General features: G+C 59.6%; 29 protein-coding genes, 1 tRNA gene and 2 pseudogenes. 14 read left to right on the top strand and 18 right to left on the bottom strand.

The features are described 5' to 3' along the window. Window positions 1-405 precede the first annotated feature (405 nt). Window positions 406-696 (top strand): hypothetical protein, encoded by a 291-nt coding sequence (locus tag RWK44_RS32740; protein WP_316029989.1) that lies wholly within the window; start codon window positions 406-408, stop codon window positions 694-696. A 257-nt stretch (window positions 697-953) separates the two neighbouring features. Next, window positions 954-1,334 carry a hypothetical protein gene (locus tag RWK44_RS32735; protein WP_316029988.1) on the top strand — a complete coding sequence of 127 codons (381 nt, stop codon included), beginning with the start codon at window positions 954-956 and terminating at the stop codon, window positions 1,332-1,334. Here the strand turns inward: RWK44_RS32735 and RWK44_RS32730 are convergent. The 3 genes and pseudogenes from RWK44_RS32730 to RWK44_RS32720 all read right to left on the bottom strand — a co-directional run. Beyond that, window positions 1,331-1,666 carry a hypothetical protein gene (locus RWK44_RS32730; protein WP_316029987.1) on the bottom strand — a complete coding sequence of 112 codons (336 nt, stop codon included), beginning with the start codon at window positions 1,664-1,666 and terminating at the stop codon, window positions 1,331-1,333. The two genes, RWK44_RS32735 and RWK44_RS32730, sit on opposite strands and share 4 nt — an antisense overlap. Continuing rightward, a complete protein-coding gene (locus RWK44_RS32725; RefSeq protein WP_316029986.1) occupies window positions 1,663-2,118 on the bottom strand; it encodes a hypothetical protein in 456 nt (151 codons plus the stop codon). Before RWK44_RS32725 ends, RWK44_RS32730 begins: the two co-directional genes overlap by 4 nt. A 119-nt stretch (window positions 2,119-2,237) precedes the next feature. Then, window positions 2,238-2,404, bottom strand: a pseudogene (locus RWK44_RS32720) (DUF982 domain-containing protein); the annotation flags it as partial. A 261-nt stretch (window positions 2,405-2,665) separates the two neighbouring features. Here RWK44_RS32720 and RWK44_RS32715 point away from each other — a divergent pair. From RWK44_RS32715 to RWK44_RS32705, 3 genes are all read left to right on the top strand, one after another. Then, entirely contained in the window at window positions 2,666-2,929 is a 264-nt protein-coding gene (locus RWK44_RS32715; RefSeq protein ID WP_316029985.1) for a hypothetical protein, read from the top strand. A 137-nt stretch (window positions 2,930-3,066) separates the two neighbouring features. Continuing rightward, entirely contained in the window at window positions 3,067-3,318 is a 252-nt protein-coding gene (locus tag RWK44_RS32710) for a type II toxin-antitoxin system Phd/YefM family antitoxin (protein ID WP_316030008.1), read from the top strand. Then, on the top strand, window positions 3,315-3,764 hold the full coding sequence (locus tag RWK44_RS32705; protein WP_316029984.1) for a type II toxin-antitoxin system VapC family toxin: 450 nt from the start codon (window positions 3,315-3,317) through the stop codon (window positions 3,762-3,764). Before RWK44_RS32710 ends, RWK44_RS32705 begins: the two co-directional genes overlap by 4 nt. A gap of 140 nt (window positions 3,765-3,904) precedes the next feature. Here RWK44_RS32705 and RWK44_RS32700 read toward each other — a convergent pair whose 3' ends face one another. Next, the gene (locus RWK44_RS32700) at window positions 3,905-4,150 is read right to left on the bottom strand and encodes a hypothetical protein (protein ID WP_025393557.1); all 246 of its coding nucleotides are present in this window, start codon (window positions 4,148-4,150) and stop codon (window positions 3,905-3,907) included. A gap of 59 nt (window positions 4,151-4,209) precedes the next feature. After that, the gene (locus RWK44_RS32695) at window positions 4,210-4,458 is read right to left on the bottom strand and encodes a hypothetical protein (RefSeq protein WP_131666972.1); all 249 of its coding nucleotides are present in this window, start codon (window positions 4,456-4,458) and stop codon (window positions 4,210-4,212) included. Between the two features lie 220 nt (window positions 4,459-4,678). Here RWK44_RS32695 and RWK44_RS32690 point away from each other — a divergent pair, with 220 nt between their 5' ends. Then, the gene (locus tag RWK44_RS32690; RefSeq protein WP_131666974.1) at window positions 4,679-4,918 is read left to right on the top strand and encodes a DUF6894 family protein; all 240 of its coding nucleotides are present in this window, start codon (window positions 4,679-4,681) and stop codon (window positions 4,916-4,918) included. 1 nt (window position 4,919) lies between these two features. Here the strand turns inward: RWK44_RS32690 and RWK44_RS32685 are convergent, their stop codons facing one another. The 4 genes from RWK44_RS32685 to RWK44_RS32670 all read right to left on the bottom strand — a co-directional run bounded on the left by RWK44_RS32685 (window position 4,920) and on the right by RWK44_RS32670 (window position 8,198). After that, window positions 4,920-5,642, bottom strand: a complete 723-nt coding sequence (locus RWK44_RS32685; RefSeq protein ID WP_077975706.1) for a Crp/Fnr family transcriptional regulator — start codon at window positions 5,640-5,642, stop codon at window positions 4,920-4,922. Between the two features lie 292 nt (window positions 5,643-5,934). Then, window positions 5,935-6,099: a hypothetical protein gene (locus RWK44_RS32680; RefSeq protein WP_017959352.1), complete on the bottom strand. Its 165-nt coding sequence runs from the start codon at window positions 6,097-6,099 to the stop codon at window positions 5,935-5,937. Window positions 6,100-6,466: 367 nt separating this feature from the next. Next, window positions 6,467-7,429: a sterol desaturase family protein gene (locus RWK44_RS32675; protein ID WP_316029983.1), complete on the bottom strand. Its 963-nt coding sequence runs from the start codon at window positions 7,427-7,429 to the stop codon at window positions 6,467-6,469. A 692-nt stretch (window positions 7,430-8,121) separates the two neighbouring features. Continuing rightward, window positions 8,122-8,198 (bottom strand) — tRNA-Pro (locus tag RWK44_RS32670). 262 nt (window positions 8,199-8,460) lie between these two features. Here RWK44_RS32670 and RWK44_RS32665 point away from each other — a divergent pair. Beyond that, window positions 8,461-8,868 carry a hypothetical protein gene (locus RWK44_RS32665; RefSeq protein WP_168260269.1) on the top strand — a complete coding sequence of 136 codons (408 nt, stop codon included), beginning with the start codon at window positions 8,461-8,463 and terminating at the stop codon, window positions 8,866-8,868. A 525-nt stretch (window positions 8,869-9,393) separates the two neighbouring features. Here RWK44_RS32665 and RWK44_RS32660 read toward each other — a convergent pair. The 6 genes from RWK44_RS32660 to dinB all read right to left on the bottom strand — a co-directional run bounded on the left by RWK44_RS32660 (window position 9,394) and on the right by dinB (window position 14,164). Next, window positions 9,394-10,407: a DUF3618 domain-containing protein gene (locus RWK44_RS32660; protein WP_131643067.1), complete on the bottom strand. Its 1,014-nt coding sequence runs from the start codon at window positions 10,405-10,407 to the stop codon at window positions 9,394-9,396. Next, window positions 10,407-10,823 carry a phage holin family protein gene (locus RWK44_RS32655; RefSeq protein WP_025393550.1) on the bottom strand — a complete coding sequence of 139 codons (417 nt, stop codon included), beginning with the start codon at window positions 10,821-10,823 and terminating at the stop codon, window positions 10,407-10,409. The genes RWK44_RS32660 and RWK44_RS32655 overlap by 1 nt, the downstream gene beginning before the upstream one ends. Then, window positions 10,816-11,379, bottom strand: coding sequence for a nutrient deprivation-induced protein (locus RWK44_RS32650; protein WP_316029982.1), 564 nt, complete (start codon window positions 11,377-11,379; stop codon window positions 10,816-10,818). Before RWK44_RS32650 ends, RWK44_RS32655 begins: the two co-directional genes overlap by 8 nt. A gap of 133 nt (window positions 11,380-11,512) precedes the next feature. Beyond that, window positions 11,513-12,625, bottom strand: a complete 1,113-nt coding sequence (locus RWK44_RS32645; protein ID WP_168285242.1) for a sialidase family protein — start codon at window positions 12,623-12,625, stop codon at window positions 11,513-11,515. Between the two features lie 16 nt (window positions 12,626-12,641). After that, the gene (locus RWK44_RS32640; RefSeq protein ID WP_131643064.1) at window positions 12,642-12,944 is read right to left on the bottom strand and encodes a hypothetical protein; all 303 of its coding nucleotides are present in this window, start codon (window positions 12,942-12,944) and stop codon (window positions 12,642-12,644) included. 131 nt (window positions 12,945-13,075) lie between these two features. Further along, window positions 13,076-14,164, bottom strand: coding sequence for a DNA polymerase IV (dinB, locus tag RWK44_RS32635; protein WP_316029981.1), 1,089 nt, complete (start codon window positions 14,162-14,164; stop codon window positions 13,076-13,078). Window positions 14,165-14,342: 178 nt separating this feature from the next. Between dinB and RWK44_RS32630 the strand changes: the two genes are divergently transcribed. Continuing rightward, window positions 14,343-14,651 carry a hypothetical protein gene (locus RWK44_RS32630; RefSeq protein ID WP_168258000.1) on the top strand — a complete coding sequence of 103 codons (309 nt, stop codon included), beginning with the start codon at window positions 14,343-14,345 and terminating at the stop codon, window positions 14,649-14,651. Between the two features lie 316 nt (window positions 14,652-14,967). On the opposite strand, the gene RWK44_RS32625 is transcribed toward RWK44_RS32630, so the two are convergent. From RWK44_RS32625 to RWK44_RS32615, 3 genes are all read right to left on the bottom strand, one after another. Continuing rightward, a complete protein-coding gene (locus tag RWK44_RS32625) occupies window positions 14,968-18,363 on the bottom strand; it encodes an acyl-[ACP]--phospholipid O-acyltransferase (RefSeq protein ID WP_316029980.1) in 3,396 nt (1,131 codons plus the stop codon). Between the two features lie 92 nt (window positions 18,364-18,455). Continuing rightward, window positions 18,456-18,737, bottom strand: a complete 282-nt coding sequence (locus RWK44_RS32620; protein ID WP_003546080.1) for a YiaA/YiaB family inner membrane protein — start codon at window positions 18,735-18,737, stop codon at window positions 18,456-18,458. A gap of 49 nt (window positions 18,738-18,786) precedes the next feature. Then, window positions 18,787-19,473, bottom strand: a complete 687-nt coding sequence (locus RWK44_RS32615; protein WP_316029979.1) for a PspA/IM30 family protein — start codon at window positions 19,471-19,473, stop codon at window positions 18,787-18,789. Window positions 19,474-19,584: 111 nt separating this feature from the next. On the opposite strand from RWK44_RS32615, the gene RWK44_RS32610 reads away from it, so the two are divergent. From RWK44_RS32610 to brxF, 6 genes and pseudogenes are all read left to right on the top strand, one after another. Continuing rightward, window positions 19,585-20,193, top strand: a complete 609-nt coding sequence (locus tag RWK44_RS32610) for a TetR/AcrR family transcriptional regulator (protein ID WP_316029978.1) — start codon at window positions 19,585-19,587, stop codon at window positions 20,191-20,193. Between the two features lie 267 nt (window positions 20,194-20,460). Next, a complete protein-coding gene (locus tag RWK44_RS32605) occupies window positions 20,461-20,691 on the top strand; it encodes a helix-turn-helix transcriptional regulator (RefSeq protein ID WP_038613852.1) in 231 nt (76 codons plus the stop codon). Beyond that, window positions 20,688-21,950, top strand: coding sequence for a type II toxin-antitoxin system HipA family toxin (locus RWK44_RS32600; protein ID WP_316029977.1), 1,263 nt, complete (start codon window positions 20,688-20,690; stop codon window positions 21,948-21,950). The genes RWK44_RS32605 and RWK44_RS32600 overlap by 4 nt, the downstream gene beginning before the upstream one ends. Before the next feature lie 479 nt (window positions 21,951-22,429). After that, window positions 22,430-23,209 carry an SDR family NAD(P)-dependent oxidoreductase gene (locus RWK44_RS32595; RefSeq protein WP_316029976.1) on the top strand — a complete coding sequence of 260 codons (780 nt, stop codon included), beginning with the start codon at window positions 22,430-22,432 and terminating at the stop codon, window positions 23,207-23,209. Next, a pseudogene (locus tag RWK44_RS32590) lies at window positions 23,197-23,378 on the top strand (TetR/AcrR family transcriptional regulator); the annotation flags it as partial. The gene RWK44_RS32595 and the pseudogene RWK44_RS32590, both read left to right, overlap by 13 nt. Window positions 23,379-23,645: 267 nt before the next feature. Next, complete coding sequence (gene brxF, locus RWK44_RS32585; protein ID WP_316029975.1) at window positions 23,646-24,104, top strand: BREX-3 system P-loop-containing protein BrxF; 459 nt, start codon at window positions 23,646-23,648, stop codon at window positions 24,102-24,104. Window position 24,105 lies beyond the last annotated feature (1 nt).

The following is a 24,105-nucleotide window of genomic DNA, read 5'->3' as shown; positions in this document are numbered from 1 at the left end:
ACGTTCGCGACAATGATGATCTTCTACGGTCTTCATTTCGCGACGGAAATGAGAGAAGCCGTCTCGTGGTTTTACCACCGAGACGGCTCTGATCAGTCCACGAAACCGTAACAACGGTTTTGCTGTCGAGGGGATCGGTGGTACCAACACCGGTCCCTTTCGTTTTCGTGTAATGATACCTTTCAACAAAGCACGAGTCCTGTCAAAGGATTTTTCCCTTGAGGGGAATTTGAAGGACTCGAAAATTCATTCATCGGAAATTGTCGTTTCGAATTTTGCGGCCCAGTTTTTTTCGACATTAATTTCAAAAGGACTCGCCGTCTACAATTCCTGTAGCGAACCTCGAATCTTGCAGCGCCTGTGCCTCAATGGACAAATTGGCCACTGATGTCGACGAGTCCTTTAATGCCTACCGATGAATTTTTTTTGTTAACGAAAATTATGGACCTCAGCGAGAGCGTCGCCAAAATCAGCGGCAAGATCGATGGTTTCATGCAATCACAATCGGCACAGCAAGCTGAAATTAACGGGCGGAAGACCCGGATCAGCTCTACCGAGTCCGATATCGTTGACATCAAAGCCACCCATTCGACGATTCGAAACCGGTTGCTCGGTGCATCAGCGATCTGTTCTGCGGTTGCGGGGGTATTCTTGACGTTTGGATGGCCGATCCGTCAGAAAAAGTTTGGCTTGTGAACGTTTTCAAATACTGCGCTTGTCAACAAAATAGCCTCAAGCCATTGCTATCACTGTATTTTCATGACGCGGCCGACACAGTCTCAGGTTCCCATCCCAATGGACAAATTGTCCTATGCCTGGTCCATTCGGACGGGCGATATGAAGCCGCCGGTCCAAGGTTCGCAATGGAACTTGACAGCTTAACGATCTCCACATCTCGTCTTGCGCGGAATCTCCAACCACGTCAGTAGTTCTATTGTGGTTGGGGGCCTTCTATGATCGCGCAATTTCAGAGCCTGATGGCATCAATTTATAACAGCTGGGTCTTATTCGGATGCCTAGTGTATTCCTTCGGCGTCTTTCCAGCGCTTAGTATGAAATTGGCGGAGAAACGGAAGTTTAGCCTTGTGCGGGCCGCTTGCGTGGTTGCTGCGCTGACCTCCCTCTACTTGTTGCTACAGGGAGCGGCTATGGCAATTAACTGGGTTGATCCATTTCAGGGTAAGGACGCGGAAATGGCGGGAGCGGTCCACAACCCGAAAGGGTGGATCATTGTCGCGGCTATCGTCGTGTGGCCCTATCTGCTGATAATCATCGGCATTATGATCGGACACTTGGCGATCCGCGATTTGCTAAGGCTACGACGAATTACCTAAACTCGGGTCTTCCTATGCAAGTCGTCGACCGCACTCTCAACTCTTCCTATCTGGCCGGTCAACTCGAAGAGGAGAGCACGGTTCGATGCCATCAAGGCCTCTTCCGCACGGCTGATCTGTTTCTTGATCTCATTGTCCGAGCCTTTAGGCGACATAGCGATCACCAGCATGCCAGTATAGGTGCCGATCACCCCGATCAGCAGCACGCCTGACGGCGTCGAGTAAATCCACGAATAGCCGTTGAGATAGATCACGGAGACGAGAATCGGTAGGAAGCACATCGACGAAACGACCCAGACGACGAGAACGGAAAACTCGATCCACTGTTTCATTTGATCAGCTCGCAATTTGCCGCCCTGTATTTCGTCTGCGCGATCCCCTTCATCTCAAAGGGATCGGCCACCCACTTATCCGGCGGCAAAGCCTTGCCGCTGCTGTCCTCTTGGGTGACGTTCTCGAACGTATCGGCCACGATAAGCTGATAGATACGACCAACAACGAATTCTACGGACGGACCGTCAGTCGCCCGAGCGATGCCACCGGGGACGAAATTGAACATCTCGTTATCGCTGACCTTGCCCGCTCGTACAGCTTCCACAAACTTCGTCGAGGTGCCGGAGCCAATCCTAAACAGACGCTCTTTCTCAGGTTGATTGTCGGCGATTAAAGCGAGCTCATGGCACTCGAATGCTGCCCAAGCCAAGCGCGACAATTTCGCCTCCTGCTCGGATGCTGCCGTCGAGCCCGCCACCATGAATGTCAACAATACGATTAAGCGTCGCACGATCCCCTCCTAAGCTCTTTTCCGGCATCTTGCCGAGAGCTATCCGGAGGTCAACGTGAATCCCTCTCGGTGATCTTTTTCGATCCTGATGCGGATACGTGAGAGGTTTCGGTCTATCTCGGCATAACTTCGGAGGCGAACACATCAAGCACAAGCCGTTCCGCCGCCCTGGCCGCCGGCGTCTGCTCGGGCCAGTCATTCAGCAAGGTGTTGCCCGCCTGTAGACGGCTCTGGTCTTCCCATTGATGGTGTTTTTCACCGGTTTGAAGCTTCGTCGCCTGCTCATGATGCACCCCCTCACGCTGGACACGCGACTCAACGAATCACTTCGGGACTCGTTCCGGTTGATCCTAGCAACCCCCGAACTCTATGCAGCACCTCAACCGATTCCCGTTTTACAGACTTTATTGCCCTTTTTTTCCTGGACGTGTCGTCTTACCGGGTGTCGCACTTATGTTGCCGCTATTCTTCAGGCAGTCCGGCTCGAGGTATTTCTTTTTGATCGCACTCATGCACGGTTAGCTTCGACTCTCGAAAGGACGCTGGCATGTCCACAGAATTAGACGCTCATCTGGAAGACCTCAGGATCAAGAGCAAGAAGAAGTACCGGGATGACATTTGGAACACTCTCTTTGTGACCGCCATCGGTGCTGCGCTGGCTTATTGGGCATATGAGACTCTCGCGCACACTGCGTTGTTTGCGTTCCTATCTTTCAACATCGTCGCTGTTGGCAACCGCATCTCCGGAGAGTTGATGCAATGGCGAGCTAAGATCGAGGCGAACCAGTTGATGGACCGCCTCGGCATGTAGACGCCAAAATCCAAGTGGCGGAACGTTGACTTGCCCAACGCGACGCAGATGCGCCCTTGGAAAATTCTCCTCTCTTGATTCCGCCTGCGCCACCGTCTAATTTGACCATATATGGTCATTTAGAGGACGAGGCGGCAGTGTCGACAATCAGCGTGGCAGAGGCGAAGGCCGGTTTCGCCGGTCTGGTGGATGAAGCGGCAAACGGCGAATTCGTGACGATCACGCGGCACGGAAAGCCCGCTGCCGTGCTTGTGTCCGTTGAAGCGGCCGAGGCCGCGAAAAGAGCTTTGAAGAAGCCACGGCCGAATTTTGGGGATTTCCTGTTGACGTTTCCCGGTGGGGTCGAACTGGAGCGGAACCCATCGAAAATGCGCAATATCGATCTGTGACCGCCTATCTTCTCGACACGAACATCATCTCGAAGCTCGCGCCGGGCAAGGCGCCGCCGTCCGATCCGGTGCGGGCATGGTTTCATGAGCAAGGCGAAGCCGATAGCCTGTTTCTCTCGGCTCTGTCAGTCGCGGAGATCGAGAAGGGAATGCGGAGCCTTCACCGTCGCGGTGGGGTCGAGAGGGCAAAGCGCCTTTCGGCATGGCTGGACGTCATCACCGAGAGTTTCGGCGATCGGATCTTGCCGATGGATACCGTTGTCGCGCGCATCGTCGGCGCCCTGGAAGATGAAGCCGAAAGCCAGGGCCGTCATCCCGGCCTTGGCGATCTCATCATCGCGGCGACCGCGCGCGCCTATGACCTCACTGTCATTACGGAAAACTTGCGGCATTTCCAGCCGCTTGATCTCGCTGTTGATCTTCCCGCCGCGTTCCGGTCGGAATGATCGTTACCGGCGCTGCCAAGACGCCGCCGAGCGAATCGCAAATATCTCGCGAGTAGGATGCTTCGCCGGCCGCGCTACGATTGCTAGGCGTTGGCTCAATGATGTCCCGCCCGCCCCGATATTCATCTAGATGGAGGCACTCATTGCTGGTTGGCTAGGCTGGAGGTTTCCGCGTCCATCTGACCGGACCAGGGGCCAAGGCGCTCCGTCAAGTTCTGGAGGAGTGTGTCTCGGGCGGAGTTCTGAACGAGATCGATGGCAAGGGTCAGGGCGCGGCGGCCTTCGTTGCTATCGATCTCACAGTGGTTCCTTGTACACCACTGCCGAACCGCAGTGATGACGACTTCGATGTCTTGATCGGACAATGTAATGAGGGACTGAAGCATTTCGATGCCTCCAAAATCCGAGAGCGCCTACGGTTCGCCAAGGGATGGGACCGATATCGCTAGTGATGAGCAGCGGACGTCGTCGCGTTGATCTTCAGCGAATGAGGGCTGTCAAACCTGGCGATCAGCAGCGTAGCCAGTTCCTCCGGCGTCCTGTGCCCCTGGCTAAAAAGATCGACAGCCGCGCTACAGAGTAATTGCGTTGCTCCTTCCGTCGGTGTGACGTGATTATGCTGGTACCAGGTCCGCACAGCCTCCGTCAGCAGGTTCACGTCCTTCGTCTGGAGCGAGAGATTGAAATCGATCATATCATCCTCCGACGCGTCGCCGCTCCAGATTAGTCTTGAGTTGAAGCTCGCGTTAAAAACTTAATCCATTGGTTCCTCGCCGCCAACTATCAGTGCGGTTGCGCACAGTGGCCGTAAGGACATCGGCACCGATGACGAAAGCATGCCCAATGCTGTTGATCTGAACGCTGCGGAACGGCAAAATAAGTGACTTATCCCGCCGGGCTTTGAAGGATTTCGAATGCCACGCTTCTACTTCAATATCCTGTCGGAAGCCGGATCGCTCGAAGACTGGGAAGGAACAGAGCTTCCTGATCTGGATGCCGCTCGCATTGAAGCGGTGCGTGATGCTCGCGCGTTGATGAGCAGTGCCGTGCTCCTCGGATATGACATTGCGTCAAGAAGCGTCGAGATCAGAAACGAAACAGGCGATATCCTGCTCGTGCTGCCCTTTTCGGAAGCGGTCAAGCGAGTGGGCTGATCTACCTGGCGCGGAGCGGACCCAGCAGCTTTTCGTATTCGCGCTCCGGCACTCCATAGCAGCCACCGGCAATTTCGATCAGTTTTTCCCTGTCCATTATTCGCACGTTTCCGCGGGTCGATCGGATGGCGTGGACGCCCTCAAGGACGTGTAGTTCATTGGTGACGCCCGAACGGCGGACGCCGAGCATCAATGCCAGAAATTCATGGGTAATGGCCAGGTTGTTGCCTTCAAGGCGGTCGTGACACATCAGGATCCACCGAGCCAGCCGCTCGTGCATATTGTAGCGCGCATTCGCGAGCGCAGAATGGGCGAGCTGCAGCACGGTTGTGTGAACATAGCGAAGGAAGAAATCCTTCATCTCGGGATCATCGGCGAGCGCGCGCTGAAACGCCTCCATCGGCACCATAATTCCCGACCCTGCGACTTGCATGAAGGTGCGCGTGGGGGTGGTCTCTACCGCCAGAACGACGTGCATGCCGGATGCGCCTTCGCGCCCGATATGGCCTATTTCCACCACTTCTTCGTCTATGCTGCTGACAACCATGGATGCCAGACCTCTTTCCAAGAAGCAGACATGCGTGGTCGGCACGTCACTACCGACAAGAACGTGCCGTAATGGCAGGTCGACGCGCTCCATCCCTTCCGAGAGGCGTGCGAAGCGGTCCGCGCTCAACATTTTCAGCAGGGTGTTTTCGACAGTCGATTGGTCAATGTGAGTCATAGCGGCTCCGCATGGGAGCTTGGATGTCAAAACCAAACGCCTGTGAGTTGGTGAAAAACTACGGGACGGCCGTTGGTTTGACCATAGGTCCCAAGGAACTGTGCGTTTATGACAAAACCGCACATAAGCCGCTGAAATTGTTGACAACCAGCGACGAGAAATCGGTAGCGATCTTTCGATACCTGGCAAAGACCTTAGCACATTTTGCCTCGGCATGCGCGCTCATTGCGAAAGGACGAGCGATTCCTAATATTAATATCTGCCTTTTGTGGATCGTTGACATAAATCGCAATCAATCTCGCCAGCCAAGCCGGCGGCAATGCGCTTCGGCGGTCAGGACGGCCGCCTTTCGGTCAGCATAGGGACCTGGCAGATAGACCGTGACTCCGCGGAAACTGACGATCACCGCCTTTGTCGCGCTATCGAAGACGATGGCCATATCAGGCTCGTAAGCCATTTGTTTTCCTGACGACGCTTACTCCATCGAGATGTGCTCTTATTCGGATGAAACAAGGTGCCGATACCAATCCTTCAGGCACGGGGCGCTGGGTGCGGAACCGCACAGGAACTTTTCCGACTATCTATGGGTTAGATCACAAGGATCGCACAGGTGCCCCTCTTGTGACGGGGCTGTACGTCAACCCTTCCTTCCTGTGCGATCCGTCCGTTCCCAAATTGCCCCGTTTCGGCGGGGCTTCTTTTTGATCCATAGCGGCAAACGCGCGAGGACGATCAGGGACGCTGCAGGGTTTGGCGATGATCTCACAAGCACGTTCTGCGCCACATGGAGCCGCTTATCACAACAGAGCGATGCGAGCTTTGCGCTACCGGCGCTCTTCCGGGCCCGACAGCCCCTGGGGCGAGGCAGGTTTTCCGCTTATGGGGCTTATGCCGCACGTTGCCTTGGCAGCTTGCCCCGCGCGCTGGAAGAAACGGATTTCTGTGGCGATGGTTTCGCGGAACGGATCGGTTTGGTTGAAGTAGTCGCGGTCCAGACCGAGCTTTGCACCGTGTGCATCGCCTTCGTAATAGGTGCCGAACAAATGATCCCAGATCGGGAAATAATTGGCGAAATTCTTGTCATGATGTTCCCGCACTCGGGAGTGATGGATGAAGTGGTCGCGTGGTGACTGGATCACGTATTTGCCAAACCAGCCATGCCAGGGAATGGCACTATGCTTGACCAGACCAATAGCGCCAAAGGTGATGGTCACGACGGCGAATTCGGCCGTTGGTAGGCCGACAAGCAGCGCCGGAACGACCATGATGGCCATGTTTATGGCCTTCTCCAGCGGATGCTCCCGCGACGAAGTCAGCGCGTTGAACTCTTCGGCTGCGTGGTGAAATTCGTGCAGCCGCCATAGTACGGGCAGCCGGTGCATCAACCGATGCTGCCAGTAGCTCAAGAAGTCTGACAGCACTAGGAACAAGAGAACATGTGCCCAGCCTGGCAGCCTCCCGGCAAGGTCCAGGTGGGGGGCATTCTGAGTAGCTTTGGTGATGGCATAGGACAGACCAAATGATGCGAGCGCCGCGAATAGCGTAATCATTCCCGTCGCCTGAAGGACGAAATAGACGATGTCGGTGATTGTGGATTTGCTGCGTTCGAAGAAAACCCGACGGAACCCGGAATTGCCGAACCCCACATAGGTGAGTTCCACCGCGAAAACCGTCAGAACCAGGCCAATGGAAATGGCGAAACTGAGCGCCATTGCCCGACCATTCAAATAGTAAGTGTTGTAAAAAAAGTCTCCAAGCTTGTGCAGGCAGTACTCGACCAGCTCCATGCCGCTGCTCCAAAACGCGAACTCGTACAGCTTAGTCGTGACGATGCGCTGTTGCCACATTGCTCAAAGGACGATCAGGGCGTCCTTTTGGTATTACCAGCGGTAGAAGGGCAGTCCCGGGAAGCATGCAGGTGGCCGCCCAACGCATAGGAGACATAATGCTTGGGGTTAGCAAGTGATCGCTGAGCGGCCGACTGCCTAATACAAATTGTGACGTGGAGTTGTAGCTTTTGTTCGGTTTCGTACAATAACAGCTTAGCGTCTTAGAGAAAACCTTGCGAGGTGGCCCCATACTGGGCCGTCCGCTTCCCAAGCTTCTTCTGTGCGATCCGTCCTTTCCAATTGCTGCGTTTCGGCGGGGCTCCTCTTTGATCGTCGGCGTGGAATGACGGAACCTAGCCGGTCCGCTTTTTGTTATATCGGCAGGAAAGCACGGGCGTTCCTCCTGTGCGATCCATAGACTGGCCCCGCCGAGAGGCGGGGCTTTTTTTCGAATGGAGTTCCGCGGAAGCAAATGCGGAATCGGTCACGGGTATGCGCATGCGAGTCCGGACTTCCAACAGCAGGCAGCGAACACTTTTTTAATCGGTCCGCTGCTTCAAACGGTCCGCAATCGGTCCGTTGATATGAAAATAGCTTTCGCGGGGAAGTCGGCTCGGGAGTGAAAACCCTTATGGTGCAAGGGTTCTAGCTGGTCGGAGTGGAGTGATTCGAACACTCGACCCCCACGTCCCGAACGTGGTGCGCTACCAGACTGCGCTACACTCCGTGACCAGCGGCGCTTCTATAGAACAGCCTATCTGGTTGCACAAGCACCAAATTCCAAAAAGCCGGCGGAAATTTTGACGGGGTTGTGACGGGTTTACAGATGAGCGGCTGCAGCAAAAAGCCACACCTCTCGCAAATCGAACGGAAGTCTCTCAGGAGCAATTTTCTTTTGCAGGGTTCCGCGCTAAAGGGCACGACAGGACAGGCGAAACCGCTCACGAGGGCGGCTTGCCAGCCATGCGCTAGAGATCAGGGACGACACGATGAATTTCCGCATCATGACCGCGGCCGGGCTTGCCATTGCGCTTGCCGGATGCACCACCATACCTTCCGCCGGCAATCCGATCGAGGCCCGCTGGGTGGGCAAATCGGCCGGCGTCTTCTTTGCCGCCTACGGGCCGCCGATCAGCGACAGCGAGCAAGGCTCGAGCACCGTTTATACCTGGCGCGGCGGCTACAAGACCGTGCGCATCCCGGCGAAATATGCCGAAGGCGCCGATGGCAAGCGCGGCAAGCAGATCGCGTCGGCCCGCACCGCCTATCTGCGCTGCCAGGCCGAAATCACCACCAACTCCGATTACACGATCCGTGACATCCGCACCGTCGCCGACATCCCCGGCGTCAACGGCCCGTCCTATTGCGCAGAGTTCCTGGCGCCCGAACAGAAGTAACGGACGGCTTGTCGGAAGATATCGGCCGCTGCTGTCCGGTTTGCGCCGGGGGCGGCCCTCATCCGGCGCCGCCACCGACCTGGGTTGAGCCAAGGGACTTCGCCAGGTGGTGAGGGCTGCCTCTTGCGTCTCGCCCTACCTCTCCTCCGTCATTCCTGTGCTCGTCACAGGAATCCAGTGCGCCCAAGTCCTTGGGCGCGGGAAAACTGCTTACCCTATGAGGGTCATTCACCGCGCCGACGCGCGGTGGCTGGATTCCTGTGACGAGCACAGGAATGACGGAGATTGAGGATGGCACTTTTACAAAAGTCTTCCTCCGCGTGGGGACGAAGGACAGCGAGAGCTGCCCCTCATCCGGTGACACCTGCCCCTCATCCGCCTGCCGCCACGAACCGGGGTCGAGACGAGTGGCTCGACCCCGGTAAGGCAGCCATCGGGGCGAACCGGACAGCCATGGCACAAGGCCGAGCATGACGCAGCGTGGAAAGCCTCTTTGGCCCGGAGCCTTGCCTGGAACCGACCGCTTTAGATCCTTCGATCGGTTCCGCCTAAGCTGTCCTTGCGGTTTATGAAAGTTTCGGCTTCATCCACCACGCGTTCCTTGACGGCATCATGAGCATCGGATGCAGCATCCACGGCCTTTTGATAGACCTCCGACGCTACCTCTTTACCCTGCGCGACGACGTCCTGCGCCTGATCGCTGAGGGTGTCTTTCGCGCTATCTGCGGCTTCCCCGATCCATTCATCCTCGGTGTCGGTGTGCGGCAGCGCCGCGCCGATTGCCGCTCCGACCGCGAAAGCCAGGGCTCCGCCAACCAGCGGCTGGTCGCGGAAATGGATGAGGATCGCCTCGTTGAGCTTGCTCGTTTGCTCCTGAAGACTGGTCGCCGCCGAAGAGGATCGGCTCGAAAGCGAGCTCGCCGCGCCGGACGCACGGGCGGTCAAGTCGCTCGCGGCGTTTTTCGCCTGCTCCCATTTCTCCGCCGCCCAGCCGGTTGCCGCGTCGAGCATTGCACCGGTCTCATCGGTGATCTGACTGATCTGTTTTCCGCTAGCGTCGGCGAAGCCGCGATAGGTCTTGCCTGCCTCGTCCATGAAATGGCCGGCACGCCCCCCTGTTTCGTCGGTCAAGGCTTTCAACCTTCTGCCGGATTCGTCGGCAAAATGGCTGTAACGCGCTCCGTTTTCCATGGCCGGCGGACCAATCCTGCGGACTTGGCCAGTCGCCGGATAAAGCGGGTATTCAGGATCCTCCCTCCAGGTCGCCGTGTCGCCTGATGACGGGCTGCCTTTTGCCATGAGCCAGGCCAGGCTCACGCCCATCAGCGCGACCGGCAGAGGGTTCGCCTTGAGGGCGTGGCCAAGATTGCTGACATATTCTCCGCCGCCGCTTCCCTTGGCGTAGGCAATCACCTCATCGACCAGCTGGCCTGGCGACATCCGTTCCTGGATAGCGTCAATCCGGTCTCCGATCCGGCGGCGGTCCTGGTCGATCTCCCGCTGAAGCTCGGCCGATGTTTTCTCCATTGGATTTTCCATCAGATTTTGTCCTTCACAACATCAACGTCGCGGCGAAGCGAGGTTGCAGTTCGATCCAGTGTCAGGTTGTTGCCGCGAAGCGCGGAGAGGCCCCGGGAGACCATTGCCCACGCGATGCCGGCGATGATGATGCCGACGATCAGAGAGGCGAGCGCAGTGGCAGTGGTTTCGGCAAAACCCTGTGTCACGAGAAAGGCCGCGAGACCGCCGACAAGGGCACTCAGCAGGACGCCGACCGCCCCGATTGCCAGGACCAGTCCGAAGAGGAGAATCTCCACGCCGCTGAGCGCCTGCGAAAGTTTTTCCGAAGCCTCCGTCTTGGCAAGATCGATTTCCTTGCGAAGCAGGCCGGTGACATCACCAACGAGGCCGCTGACGAGTTCGGAAAGGGGTGTGTTCTCTGAAGATTTAGCCATTGTACTCGCCTCCAGTCGTTGCTGGGCCGGAGCGACCGGTTGATGCTCCGCGCGACGTGGCAGTTGTTTGCCTTTTCGCCGACGCTGTCAGGAAGCGGCTTGCGGCCAGGCCTGCGAGTGCGGCGATGCCGAGAAAGGCGAGCGGTTGTTTGCGCCCGAAATCCTCGGTCATGGTGGCGATTTCGCCGATGTCTTTGCCTTCCATCCGCCGAGCGACAGTCTGCACGCTCCGCCCGATTTGCCTGGCGTATCGTCCTACTTCTGCCTGACCGGAGCTTTCCATTTCGGCGCCGGCCTTCTCGAGCGCCATTGCAACGCCACCGACCTGGCGGGCGGCGAAGCTGGTGCGTTCGGACATGACTTCCTTGGCTTTCTCGACTGCGGTGTCGGCGCCTTCCCTGATCGTTTCCTTGACGGCGGAAACATCCTCGCTCACCTTCGCTTCCAGATCGGAAATGGACGTGCGCGTTCCCGGCGAGGAGCCGGAACCTGGGGATGAGGACGGGGTCTGCGCGGACGCACTCCGCCCCGCCGGATCTGTGATATCGTTCTGCATTTCGAACCTCCCAATTCGTGCCGGCAAATTGCCGCAGCCCCGAACCATGGATAGCCCGCTTTGTTCCCGGACGCGCCGTGGTACGTTCGCCTTCGCTATGGCTCAGAACTGCGACCGCGCGAAGCAGCGCCGTCTAGAGCGTTTCCGGCTCCTGATCTTTGGCAGGCGTGACAATCGACGCCGCTATGTAACGCTCCTCCCGATCGCCATCGTTGAAGTAGTAGACGGCGAGCAGGGATCCATCGCTGCGGTTTACGAGTCTCGGATAGCCGAGATCAGCCGTGCCGCCGTCGCTGCGGATGATCTTCTCGGCGCCCCATGTCCGGCCGTCATCGAAACTCATGCGCATCCTGATACCAAATGGCTGATCACGGTGGCCGTAGACAAGCATCAGCATGCCTTCGATCCGCCCGAGCGCCGGCGGGTTGCCATTGCTGCCCGTGTCGTCGACGATGCAGCCTTCCGGCGTCCAGGTCCTCCCTTGGTCACGGGAGGTGAAGGCCTCTATCCAACCCTTGCCAAAGCCTCGGCCCATGCAGCGCGTCAGCGTCAGGATGGCGCCACCGGATAGTGCCGTCGATGCCGGCATGATCGAATAGCCCTCGGGTTCCGGACCGACAAAGCCTTGAAAGACGAAGCTGCGCCCGCCATCCACGGTGCGCGCGCAGAACACTCTTCCTTCCGCGCCGTCCTCTTTGGACGTGCTGAGCATGAAGAGCGCATCGTCCCTGCCGAGAGGAACGATATCGGTGCGCGCCGAGAGCGGAAGATGCAAACCGGCGAAACGAAATGGACCCTGCCATGTCAGGCACCGATCCCGGCTGACATAGAACCAGCTGACAGCATCGCCCTCTACATCGGTTCTGGCGCACATGACGATCGTCTCGGGGTCGAGGAAGTCTATGGGATCGTCAATCGAGCAGAGGTCTTCACGGACCGACAGACGGGGACGGACCTTGAGGTCGGCGTTCAAGTGCTCGTCGGCCGAAAGCGAGAGCCCACCCGGCACGCGGCCGCAGAACGGCTCGTCCATCCAGGTCAGTCCGCCGTCCAGGCTGCGTGCCTGCCAGGGTACGAAGGGGAAATCGCGGTCCAATTCGTGCAACTCCCCCTTCGCTCCGAGTTTGCCGCGCGCGAAGACGACGACCATTTCGTCACCCCACGACCAGAGACCATAATTTGCCGGCCAGCCTGCGAACTCGCCGCGTCTGCGATAGATTTCGACATTGCGGAACTGCGTGTCCATGGAGGCTTCCAGACGATCAGAGCGTTTCGACTGGAAGTGCCCGCACAAGCAATTCTTCCTGCCCGAGCAGCTGTTCGAGTTTGCGCCGGTATTGGCGCCACCAGCCCCGATCGAGACTGTTCACCATCACTTCGATGACGATGACCGTATCTTCTTCAGTGCCCTCGCCACTCGACCAAAACCCCTTCGCCGGGGAATTGAGGTATGAAGTCGCCCCGCCATGGCGCTCGGTCATCTCGCGCTGAATCATCGCGATAATGTCTTCGATGTCGATCGCCGCGTGCGGCGCTGCCGGAATAAACAACTGTATCAGATGCATGTCGAATTCTCCTCGTTCCGCAAACTTCGGAGATCTGACGAGGTTCCGGCCCAGCTCGAAATCGCGGACGGGTGGATGAAAACCAATGCGGCGACGGACGGTCGTCGCCTGTGGCAGCTGATGCCGGCGGTCTAAAAAGCCAGCCGCAGCTGCGGCGCCGCGGCCGGTACTCGTTCTTCCAGCGAGGAGAGGGTGACGCCGAGCAGCCGTATGCCCTTTCGCGGCGGAAAGATCGGCGCGAGCAGCAGGTTGACCATCTCCTCGAGGTCCGCGATTGCTGGCAGGGGTGCCGGAAGCGTCTTGCTGCGCGTGATCTGGCTGAAGTCGGCATATTTCACCTTGAGCGTCACCGTCTTGGCGGCGATCCCGTTGGCCTCGCAGTAAGCCCACACCTTTTCGATCAGCGGCTGGAGCCCTTCGCGAGCAGGCTCGAAGGCGTGGAGGTCCTGTGAGAAGGTATCTTCGGCGCCGACGGATTTGCGCACCCGGTCGGGCTTGACCTGGCGCTCGTCGATGCCGCGGGCGATGCCGTAAAAATAGGGTCCCGACTTGCCGAAATGCTCGATGAGGAACTCGAGTGTCTTCTCCTTGAGATCGGCGCCTGTTTCGATCCCGAGTTGGTGCATCTTCTCGGTGGTCGCCGGTCCGACACCATGGAATTTCCGGACGGGAAGCTGCTCGACGAAGGCCGGCCCGTTCTTCGGCGTGATGACAGCCTGGCCGTTCGGCTTGTTGAGGTCGCTCGCCATCTTGGCAAGGAACTTGTTGTAGGAAATCCCGGCCGACGCGTTGAGGCCGGTGACTTGCTTGATCTTGGCGCGGATCTCCAGCGCGAGTTCGGTGGCGACCGTCATGCCTTTCAGATTTTGCGTCACATCGAGATAGGCCTCGTCGAGCGACAGCGGCTCGATCAGCGGCGTGTATTCGGCAAAGATCTCACGGATCTGCTGCGACACCGCCTTGTAGACGGCAAAGCGCGGCGGCACGAAGATCAGGTCAGGACATTTGCGCTTGGCAGTCACAGACGGCATTGCCGAGTAAACACCGAATTTACGGGCCTCATAACTCGCCGCCGCCACCACACCACGGGCAGCCGACCCGCCGACGGCAATCGGTTTGCCGCGCAAGTCCGAATTGTCGCGCTGCTCGACCGACGCATAAAAAGCATCCATGTCGACATGGACGATCTTCCGGACGGGGGGTGAGCTTATCTCGTTCATGGCGGTTTCAGCGATCGCGACGGGATCGGCCTCTGAAATTGCGCGCCGAAACAAAAACAGAACATAGCAGTCTTGGGAGGCGATATCAACAATTCCAATGGGGGCCCGGACCTGCCGTCGAACTACCAGCCGCCCAAGGCGTTCTCATCCTGTGGAAATCAAATTCAGGAGGCAATCAATGGCGGACGACAGCACGACCACCATTCGAGCCACATTCGAAACACGCGAAGCCGCTGATCTCGCGGTCGAACATCTGGTTCAGCAGCATCGGGTTTCGAGGCCCGACATCTTTATCCAGTCGGCAAGCGACCGCAACAGTGCGGGTTCGGCGCCATCGGGCGGGGATGCCTCTCATGACGATGGCGCCCGTCGCGATGCGCCGCTCGAAGGCGAGATCGAGGTCTCGGTGGATATCGCATCCAGCCAGGTCGCCGCCGTCCAGCGCAGCCTCCGAGCGGCCGGCGCAGTGCGTGTATCGAGCCGCTGAGCACGGCCGATAATCTCCGCGTCATTGTGCCCGTCGAAGATATCGATTTCGGCCATGTCGGTTTCCTCTTGGAACTATCACCGGCGCCCGTCTGTCTCAAGGCCCCTCCCCAACCCCTCCCCACAAGGGGGAGGGGCTAAGCTGTGGCACCCGCCTCACAAACAAATAGACCAGCCGCACAGTCAACGTTCAATAGGGCGCACGACGAGAGCCGCATGTTAAGCCCCTCCCCCTTGTGGGGAGGGGTTGGGGAGGGGTCTTGCAACGCGCCTGCAACAATTCTCCGGTTTGCGCCTGACGCCTGCCAAGCCACGCTCTACGCCGCCTCCCCCGCCAGCGCCGCACTTTCCGCCAGCCTGCGCGCCGCGACGAAATCCACCTTGCCGGAGCCGAGCACCGGCACCTTGCCGATATTGACCTCGGCCGGCACCATCATGTCCATGGCGCCCCTGGATTTGGCGAAGGCGAGGAATTCGGCGCGGGTGGCGGTGGGGGCGTCGGTCAGCAGCACCAGCCGCTCGCCCTTCTTGGCATCGGGCAGCGAGGAGACGACCGACAGCGCGCCCGGCCAGAGTTCGGCGGCCAGCGTCTCGACGGCGGCGAGCGAGATCATTTCGCCGGCGATCTTGGCGAAGCGCTTGGCGCGGCCGCGGATCTTGACGAAGCCGTCCTCGTCGATGGTGACGATGTCGCCGGTGTCGTGCCAGCCGTCGAGAAGCGGCTCGAGCACGCCGGGCTTTTCGGCGCGCAGGTAACCGGCCATGACATTAGCGCCGCGCACATGCAGCCTTCCGCCCTCATCGATGCCCGGCACCGGTTCGAGCTTCCATTCCATGCCCGGCAGGATTTTGCCGACCGTGCCCGACTTGTTGTACATCGGCGTGTTGATGGAGATGACGGGTGCTGTCTCGGTGACGCCATAACCTTCCAGGATGCGCAGGCCGAACTTTTCCATATAGGTCTGGCGGGTTGCGGCCTTCACCGGTTCGGCGCCGGAGAAGATGTAGCGGATCGAGCGGAAGTCATAAGGATGCGCCGTCCTGGAATAGCCGTTGAGGAAGGTATCGGTGCCGAAGATGATCGTGGCGTTGGAGGCATAGATCAGCTCCGGCACGATGCGGTAATGCAGCGGCGACGGATAGAAATAGACCGGCACGCCCGAAATCAGCGGCAGCACCGTGCCGGCCGTCAGCCCGAAGGAATGGAACACCGGCAGGATGTTGAACACCTTGTCGCCGCTGTGGAAATCGATGCGGGCAGCCGCCTGGGCGGCATTCGACAGGATGTTGCGGTGGGTCAGCACCACGCCCTTCGGCGTGCCCTCGGAGCCCGAGGTGAAGAGGATGACCGCCGGATCATCCGGCTGCCGTTTCACCAACGGCCGCGCCTTCCTGAGAAACCCGAAAATCTTGTCCTTGAGGGAGATTTCGGCCCGGAGATCATCGAGCCAGACGATCGTCACCTGCTTTTCCATCTCGACGATCACGGGCCCGAGTTTCGCCTGGGTGACGAAGGCGCGCGAGGTCAGCACATGCTTGACCTCAGCCGCCTTGCAGGCCGAGAGAATATTGGCCGCACCCGCCGTGAAGTTCAGCATCGCCGGCACCTTGCCCGCGCTCATCACGCCGAGAAGGGTGGCGGCGGCGCCATTGGCATTCGGCAGCATGACGCCGAGGTTGGTTTCCGGGAAGCGGGCGCGGAATTTTGCGCCGAGCACGGCAGCGCCGGTGAGCAGCTTGCCATAGGTCAGCCTTCCGGTGACCGGATCTTCGACGGCAAGTTTCTTCATGCCGAATTCATGGCCGGCCTGAATGACGCGGTCGAGCACGGTCGACGAGGTATCGGCGGTCTGGAACAGCAGGTTCGACATCACCTGATAAAGGGCAGCACCGGCCGCCGTGCGGCGTTTGCGGCCTTTCAGCTCCGGCGGCACGTCCAGCTTCACCGGCTCGAGAATGGTGACCTTGACCTTGGGGAACAGCCGGCGGCGGATCTTGCCGTTGTCGAGATAGGAGAGATAGCTCTTCTCCAGCCCGTCGATCTTCACCGGCACGACCATCGAGCCTGTTTTGTCGGCGACCATGGCGGCGCCATCATAGACCTTCATCAGCGTGCCGGTCACCGTCAGCCGGCCCTCGGGGAAGATGCCAATCGGGTTGCCGTCCTGCACCACCTTGATCAGCGAACGCGTCGCCATCGGCTTTGTCGGGTCGAGCGGCAGGAATTTGCACATTTTCAGGAAGGGACGCACCCACCAGGCCTGGGCGATCTTGTAATCGACGGCAAAGGTCGGCTCTTCCTCGGTGATGGCAAGCGCCAAGGCGCCATCGAGCAGGCTGACATGGTTGAGCGCAATGATCGGCGCGCGGCCGGCCTTCTTGATATTTTCGAGACCCTCGACCTCGAGGCGCATGAAGGCGCGGAAGAGGATCGAGATGAAATCGCGGAAGGGATTGGTCGGCAGCGTCTTCAGCATCAGCCAGGCGACAGCGAAATTGATGATGCCGAGGCCGATCAGGATCTGAGGAATGGAAGCGCCCATCGCCTGGACGGCGGCAACGAGGCCGAGACCGACGGTGATGAACAGCGCCGAGAGCACATTGGCGGCGCCGATGACGCGGGCGCGGCGATCCTCATGCGCCCAGGTCTGCAGGGCGGCGAAGGTGGGAACGGCGATGAAGGCGCCTGCTATCGCCATGCCGGCGAGATCGATGGCGACGCGGATGGTATTCTCACCGGCAAAGAAGGTGGCGATCGTCGTTGCATGGTTCACCGAAGCCAGGCCCCAGAGGTTCCAGGCGAGATCGAGGCTGAAGAGGCCGAGCAGCGCCGTGCCGACAGGGGCCGGCAGCAGCACGATGCGGCCAGACGACATCCAGGCGGCAATCGCCGATCCCACAGCGACGGCGATGGCAAAGACGGTGAGATAGGCCGGCACGACGATCTCGGAGCCGCCGAGCAGCTCGGTCACCATGGTCGGCAGGATGGAGAGAACGAAGGCGCCGACCAGCCAGAACCAGCAGTTCATCAGCGCCGAACGCCACAGGCGCTTGTCTTGGCGGATTTCCATGACCAGAGTGTAGCTGGAGCGGATGACATTGCGATCGATCTGAAGATCCGGCGCCTTGGAACCGGTGGGCGGGATCATGCGGGCTGCCAGCCAGCAGATCACCGAAAGCCCCATCATCATCGTGCCGAAGATCAGCACATTGTCGCCGCCTGAGAAGGCGAATGCGGCGATGATCGTGCCGGCGAGGATGGCGATGAAGGTGCCGCCCTCGATCCAGGCATTGGCCTTCGGCAGGTCGCGGCGTTCGAGATGATCGGGCAGGATGCCGTATTTGATCGGCCCGAACAGAGCCGAGACGATGCCGAAGCCGAACAGCGCCGCCATCAGCACGAAGATGGAGGAAAAGGCCAGACCGATAACGGCAAGGGCGGCGACCGCGATCTCGCAGCGTTTCAGCAGCTCGGCGATCTTTGCTTTGTCATGCTTGTCGGCGAGTTCGCCGCCGAGCGCCGAGAGCAGCAGGAAGGGCACGATGAGGATGACGCCGGCAAGCGTCACCAGGGCGGCACCTTCGCTCGCCGACATCTTGAAGAGAATGAGGAACACCAGGGTGTTCTTGAGGAAATTGTCGTTGAAGGCCGTCAGGAACTGGGTCCAGAACAGCGGCGCGAATTTCCTGGAGGTCATCAGATTGTGTTGCACGGCGGGTCCCTCTTTCGACTGGCAGAGAAGGCCACAGAGTTGTTACGCAAAAGTTGAATGCAGTAACAACTCTGCGCTGTGGTTAACCAAGATCAATCTTCATCGTTACGATTGAACTTGACCAGGAGTTTCTCGGTGCGGGCATCCTCGACCTTGCGGATCAGCTTCTCGGATTCGGCATTGTCGCGCAGCGTCTTGGTGATATTCACCGTGGTCTGCACCAGCATCAGAATGCCCATGGCGAGATAGCCTTTGCCCCAGAGATCGAGCGGCATCATGTAGAGGCCAAGCGCCAGCATGAAGGCGGCCGAGCCGAAGGAGATGTAGGAGAAGCTGACCCAGCTCGCGGAATGTTTCTGGAAACTGTCGTTCATATCAGTGGTCCCTAAGGTTCGATGGATGGATGGTTGGATGGATGCAATTTCAGGCAGCAGGCGTGATGCGGCTCTTCAGCCGCGCCAGCACATCATCGGCGGATGAGCGCAGCGGCGCGCCGAAGCCGGCATTGGCAAGCTTTTCGATGATGCCGGCCGGGCGGATGGCGCCTTCCATGTCCTTCAGGGCGGCGGCCGTCAGTTCATTCTGGCTCTGGCGCAGGCGAAGGCGCGCCAGGGTCTCCTCGGCCTCGTCGAGCGTGGCAAAGCCAGGGCCGGCAACGACGACATCGAGCTTCTGCGCTTCCTGCGTGGCACGCGCCAGCCGCTCGCCGCGCTGCAGCTCCTGCAGCCTTGCCTCGGAAGCGCGGACGATGCCCTTCAGCTTGTCGATCGCGCTGGTGAACTGGCTCTGCGCCTTCTCGGATGCATCGCGCTCGGCTTCGAGATAGGCGATCGCCTCGGCCGCCTCGCGGGCCAGCCCCTCATTGGCCTTCGCCAAGGCGGCGGAAGCGCGGATTTCGAGATCGGCGATGCGGGCGACGATCGCCCCGTGCTGCACCTTCTCCTGTTCGTTCTGGGCGATGGCGACCGCAACACTGCGGCGGGCCGACTGGATCGACTGAGCGGCATCGCGGATCTGCTGGGAAAGCAGCGGCACGGCGTGATGATCAGCGAAAGCCTGTTCGGCATCATGCGCCCTGCCCCGCAACAAAATGGAAATCAGTTTGAACATTTCCTTCCTCCGGTTTATGAACGTTGTTCACGAGTGGTGTTATGGCAGAATCATGAACGTCGTTCAAGATAAATTTTGAACGACGTTCAAAAAATCGAAGTGGAATGGTTAATGGCCGGCAGACGAGAAGAAAAACGCGAAGACCTGAAGGCCCGGCTGATCGAGGCGGCGCGCGAGCGGATCACCAGGGACGGGCTGACAAACCTTAGAGCCCGCGACATCACCCAGGATGCCGGCTGCGCGCTCGGCGGCCTCTACACGGTCTTTTCAGACCTCGCCGAGCTCGTCATCCACGTCAACTCCGCCACGCTGAAGGCGCTGGAGGCGAGGCTCACCCTGCCCGAGACCCGCGGCAAGCCGCCGACCGACCGGCTGCGCAACCTGGCGCAGGGATATCTCAGCTTCGCCGTCGAGCACCGGAACCTCTGGAAGGCGCTGTTCGACCACTTCCCGCCGGAAACCAGCCCGACCCCGCAATGGCATCTTAACGAGCACCTTTTCCTGATGGATGTGATCGCCGAACCGCTGGCCGAACTGCAGCCCGACATGCCTCCCGAAGACCGCGCCATCCGCGCCCGCACCCTCTTCGGCGCCGTCCACGGCGTCGTCAGCATCAGCCTCGAAGGCCGCTTTGTCGGCTTGCCGCTGGAGCGGCTGGCGCGCGAGGTGGACGAGCTGGTGCAGACGATCGCGGCGGGGGCGGAGCGGCGGCGGGGGTGATGGGCGGGGGTTTTTTATCCGGGCTCAGGAGAGCGGCGAGACCAGCCCCCTCTCCCCGGGTTAGGGTGAGGGGCAAGCATCCCCACGAACGATACAGCAGTGGGTCAAGCCCGAGGATCCACGCACGCCCAACGAGTCACCAGATATTTTACCGAGCGGGAAATTTCATACCCTCAACCCTCCCCACTCCTCCAAATAATCCCGATCGGTAAATTTCCCTGGACACAAGCTCCGCATTGGCTATATTTTCCCGATCGGGAAAACCACATGCCAAAACACGTACAGAGTCCAGCCGATATCGGCGCCCTGGTTCGAAGCACCCGCAAGGAACAAAACCTGCGGCAGGACGAGCTTGCCGGCGTTGCCGGTGTCGGGCTTCGTTTTATCGTCGACCTCGAAGCCGGCAAGCCCACAGCGCAGATCGGCAAAGTCCTGCAGGTTCTGCAAACGCTTGGCTGCTCCCTCGACATTCTGGCACCCGGCGAGCGCAGGCAATGACAGCAAGGCTTCTCAACGTCTGGTGGGACGGCCGCATTGTCGGTCAATTCACGCAGGACAGACACGGCGATATCGGCTTTGTCTATGCGCGAGACTGGCTTGACGATGACAAAACGCTGCCGCTCTCGGCCTCTCTGCCGAAACGACCGGAGCGATTTACCCGTCGGGAATGCCGACCGTTTTTCGGCGGCCTGCTGCCCGAGGAAAGCCAGCGCCTGGCCGCAGCACGGGCCTTGGGCGTGTCTCCCGCCAATGACTTTGCGCTTCTCGATCACCTGGGCGGCGATGTCGCCGGTGCGCTGCAACTGCTTGCCGAAGGTGAGGCACCGGCCGAGACAAGGCCGATTGCCGATCGCCGGCCCGTGCCCTTGGACGAAGCAGGCATCGTTGCCGTGTTGGAGGCGCTGCCCGTGCGGCCTCTCCTGGCCGGCGAGGAGGGCCTCAGACTGTCGCTTGCCGGCGCGCAGTCCAAACTGCCGGTTGTTCTGGTCGATGGCCGGATCGGGCTTCCCCTGCCCGGTCAGGCCACAACCCATATTCTGAAGCCACCGATAGCCCGCTTCAAGGCGACGACCGAGAACGAAGCTTTCGTGATGAGGCTTGCGGCCGCCATCGGGCTCGATGTCGCAGCCGTCGAACCGAGATATGTGCAGGGACGCCCGTTCCTGCTGGTCGAACGATATGACCGAATGCGCGGCGCCGGCGGCCTGGTTCATCGCATCCATCAGGAAGATTTCTGCCAGGCACTCAGCGTGCCGCCGGAAACGAAATATGCGAGTGAAGGCGGGCCGACCTTCAAGGATTGCTTCGATCTCATAAGACGGATCTCGGCAAGGCCGGCTGTCGATGTGCTGAAGCTGCTGGACGCGGCCATCTTCAACCTGATCGCCGGAAATGCCGATGCCCACGGCAAGAACTTCTCCATCCTGTATGATAGCCAAGGCCCGCGGCTGGCAAAACTCTATGACCTCCTCTCCACCGTGATCTATCCGGAACTGTCGCCAAGGCTGGCGATGAGAATTGGCAAGCGCGCCACACTGGCCGAAATGGATGCCGAGGGCTGGAAGGTCTTTGCGGCAGAAGCCGGCATCGGCACTCCGCTGTTGCGCCGCCGCGTGAACGAGCTTTGCGACAAGGTGCTGACATTGACCGGCAAGGTCGCCGATGAGCTCGCAGACGTATCGCCCGATCGAGACCCGATCGACGTGATCGCCGGGTTGATAACGAACCGAGCCGAGGCCGCGCGCTTGACTTTATAAGGTTGAGGGAAACGGGAAACGACGCCCGACGTCGCGCCTCTAACCGGTCGCCTCTCCCCACTCTCCGTCGTCCTGGGGCTTGACCCGAGGATCCATGGCCGTTGCTGATGAGTGCTGCATGAGCTTCGAGTCAAAGCGCTGAAATCACCGCCTAAAAAGCACTCGTCAACCTGCCGGCACCCGTCCTTCGGACCCCCGCTCGCTGGGCAAAGACCCCGCCCCAAACCCCTCCCCACAAGGGGGAGGGGCTTAACCTGCCGCACCGCATCTCCCAAAACTCCAGTTCGGCAAACGACGAGATGATCTCGGGCAAAGCGGTGATGCTGGGCTAGCCCCTCCCCCTTGTGGGGAGGGGTTGGGGAGGGGTCTTAGATCGGTCCGAACCGCCTACATATCGACCAACCCCAGGAACCCACACCCCAACTCCCGCATTGAGCTGATTGACTGACGCCCTCCACGCCACCGCGAAAGGAAACCCCATGAGCCGCATCTTCATCACCGGTTCCACCGATGGCCTCGGCCTCGCCGCCGCCCGCGCCCTGATGAAGGAGGGCCACGAGGTCGTGCTGCATGCCCGCTCCAGCGAGCGTGCCGCCGCCATAGCCGAGACATCAGCCGCCGCCCTCGGCCTTGTCATCGGCGATCTCGCCAGTGCCGCGGAAACGCGCTCGATCGCCCAGCAGGTCAACGCCATCGGCCGCATGGACGCCGTCATCCACAATGCCGGCATCTACCTCGAGAGGAGCCGGGGCGAAACGCCTGATGGACACGCAAAGACGCTGGCGGTGAATGTGCTTGCCCCCTATTTGCTCACCGCCTGGATCACCCGCCCCGACCGCCTGGTCTATCTCACCAGCGGCATGCACCGCAGCGGCGGCAGCACCCTTGACGATATCGACTGGAAGAAGCGGCCATGGAACGCCAGCCAGGCCTACTCGGAAAGCAAGCTCTACATCGCCACCCTCGCCGCCGCCGTCGCCCGCCATTGGCCGGATGTGCTGAGCAACGCCGTGGACCCCGGTTGGGTGCCAACGAAGATGGGCGGCGCCGGCGCGCCCGATGACCTCGAAATGGGGCATCTCACCCAGACATGGCTTGCGACGAGCGATGATGGCGCCGCCAAGGTGAGCGGCGGGTATTGGTATCATAGACAGCAGCGGGAGGCGGCGACGGAGGTTGGCGATATCGGATTTCAGGATACGCTGGTGGGGAAGCTTGCCGAACTTACGGATATTCGGCTGTTCGCGAAGCGCGGGTAACGCGCAAGACCAAAGACGGGCGGCCGACCGACCGGCTGCGCAGCCTCGCGCAGGGATATCTGAGCTTCGCCGTCACTTCCCGCCGAACAACCGCTCGGCGCTGCAATGGCATCTCGGCGAGCACCTCTTCCTGGTGGATGTGATCGCCGAGCTGCAACCGACATGCCCGTGTAGGGGAGGATCGGTAGATAGGTTGAAAACTGCAGCTTTTGATGGTCATGCATCATAACGCGCAGAATGACCGATTCGATGAGGCTGAATGTCCGTAGTGTGGAAACTTGTTGACGATGGGGACGGCAGGCTGATCTATAATAATTCCCGCTTGGGTGGCAGGTTAAACACCAATGTAAAACCGAGCGGGAGCTTGCGGCGCCGACGGGATCAATAGATCGTGCTGCTGAAATGCGATACTTGAATTGGGATGCGGGGCTGAAGCATGATCGACAAATTAGACCGCTTAGTCGACGATATTAGTGGCCTAAACAGCAAGTTGGTTCTTTTGATCGGCCCACCTAGATCTGGAAAGACCTCGCTGCTCGGGCAACTATCCGCGCGTAGGCAAACCCCTGTCTTGAACGTTGGACCCGTTCTCGGCCGTGAATTAATCACACTGCCGGATATGCGAAGACATTTACAAGTTGCAGAGCTACTGAAGCTTATCGCGGATGGCTACGCAAATTACGAGCTTCTCTTAGTGGACAATATCGAGCTTCTGTTCGATCGGACACTAAAGCTCAGCCCGCTAGATTTACTGAGGCGACATGCTCAGGCGCGTCGCGTAATTGCGGTGTGGCCAGGGGAGCTTCGGGAAGACCGACTTTCCTACGCCACGACAGGACATCCAGAACATCAGGACTACGGCCTCGACGGCGTGGTTCCGTTCAAAATTCATTGAA

The organism is Rhizobium sp. 25PS6, assembly GCF_032464655.1.
Lineage (GTDB): Bacteria > Pseudomonadota > Alphaproteobacteria > Rhizobiales > Rhizobiaceae > Rhizobium > Rhizobium laguerreae.
Note: the sequence above shows the minus strand (reverse complement) of the source record. Positions and strands in the feature narration are given on the sequence as shown.

Excerpts from the sequence above, each read along its gene's own strand:
- RWK44_RS32660 (WP_131643067.1), bottom strand. The coding sequence starts at position 10,407 with ATGGAAAATCCAATGGAGAAAACATCGGCCGAGCTTCAGCGGGAGATC.
- RWK44_RS32735 (WP_316029988.1), top strand. The coding sequence starts at position 954 with ATGATCGCGCAATTTCAGAGCCTGATGGCATCAATTTATAACAGCTGG.
- RWK44_RS32695 (WP_131666972.1), bottom strand. The coding sequence starts at position 4,458 with ATGATCGATTTCAATCTCTCGCTCCAGACGAAGGACGTGAACCTGCTG.
- RWK44_RS32665 (WP_168260269.1), top strand. The coding sequence starts at position 8,461 with ATGAATTTCCGCATCATGACCGCGGCCGGGCTTGCCATTGCGCTTGCC.
- RWK44_RS32600 (WP_316029977.1), top strand. The coding sequence starts at position 20,688 with ATGACAGCAAGGCTTCTCAACGTCTGGTGGGACGGCCGCATTGTCGGT.
- RWK44_RS32655 (WP_025393550.1), bottom strand. The coding sequence starts at position 10,823 with ATGGCTAAATCTTCAGAGAACACACCCCTTTCCGAACTCGTCAGCGGC.
- RWK44_RS32730 (WP_316029987.1), bottom strand. The coding sequence starts at position 1,666 with ATGAAACAGTGGATCGAGTTTTCCGTTCTCGTCGTCTGGGTCGTTTCG.
- RWK44_RS32645 (WP_168285242.1), bottom strand. The coding sequence starts at position 12,625 with ATGGACACGCAGTTCCGCAATGTCGAAATCTATCGCAGACGCGGCGAG.
- RWK44_RS32690 (WP_131666974.1), top strand. The coding sequence starts at position 4,679 with ATGCCACGCTTCTACTTCAATATCCTGTCGGAAGCCGGATCGCTCGAA.
- dinB (WP_316029981.1), bottom strand. The coding sequence starts at position 14,164 with ATGAACGAGATAAGCTCACCCCCCGTCCGGAAGATCGTCCATGTCGAC.
- RWK44_RS32595 (WP_316029976.1), top strand. The coding sequence starts at position 22,430 with ATGAGCCGCATCTTCATCACCGGTTCCACCGATGGCCTCGGCCTCGCC.
- RWK44_RS32615 (WP_316029979.1), bottom strand. The coding sequence starts at position 19,473 with ATGTTCAAACTGATTTCCATTTTGTTGCGGGGCAGGGCGCATGATGCC.
- RWK44_RS32715 (WP_316029985.1), top strand. The coding sequence starts at position 2,666 with ATGTCCACAGAATTAGACGCTCATCTGGAAGACCTCAGGATCAAGAGC.
- RWK44_RS32640 (WP_131643064.1), bottom strand. The coding sequence starts at position 12,944 with ATGCATCTGATACAGTTGTTTATTCCGGCAGCGCCGCACGCGGCGATC.
- RWK44_RS32700 (WP_025393557.1), bottom strand. The coding sequence starts at position 4,150 with ATGCTTCAGTCCCTCATTACATTGTCCGATCAAGACATCGAAGTCGTC.
- RWK44_RS32630 (WP_168258000.1), top strand. The coding sequence starts at position 14,343 with ATGGCGGACGACAGCACGACCACCATTCGAGCCACATTCGAAACACGC.
- RWK44_RS32740 (WP_316029989.1), top strand. The coding sequence starts at position 406 with ATGCCTACCGATGAATTTTTTTTGTTAACGAAAATTATGGACCTCAGC.
- RWK44_RS32610 (WP_316029978.1), top strand. The coding sequence starts at position 19,585 with ATGGCCGGCAGACGAGAAGAAAAACGCGAAGACCTGAAGGCCCGGCTG.
- brxF (WP_316029975.1), top strand. The coding sequence starts at position 23,646 with ATGATCGACAAATTAGACCGCTTAGTCGACGATATTAGTGGCCTAAAC.
- RWK44_RS32680 (WP_017959352.1), bottom strand. The coding sequence starts at position 6,099 with ATGGCTTACGAGCCTGATATGGCCATCGTCTTCGATAGCGCGACAAAG.
- RWK44_RS32605 (WP_038613852.1), top strand. The coding sequence starts at position 20,461 with ATGCCAAAACACGTACAGAGTCCAGCCGATATCGGCGCCCTGGTTCGA.
- RWK44_RS32675 (WP_316029983.1), bottom strand. The coding sequence starts at position 7,429 with ATGGAGCTGGTCGAGTACTGCCTGCACAAGCTTGGAGACTTTTTTTAC.
- RWK44_RS32620 (WP_003546080.1), bottom strand. The coding sequence starts at position 18,737 with ATGAACGACAGTTTCCAGAAACATTCCGCGAGCTGGGTCAGCTTCTCC.
- RWK44_RS32650 (WP_316029982.1), bottom strand. The coding sequence starts at position 11,379 with ATGCAGAACGATATCACAGATCCGGCGGGGCGGAGTGCGTCCGCGCAG.
- RWK44_RS32685 (WP_077975706.1), bottom strand. The coding sequence starts at position 5,642 with ATGACTCACATTGACCAATCGACTGTCGAAAACACCCTGCTGAAAATG.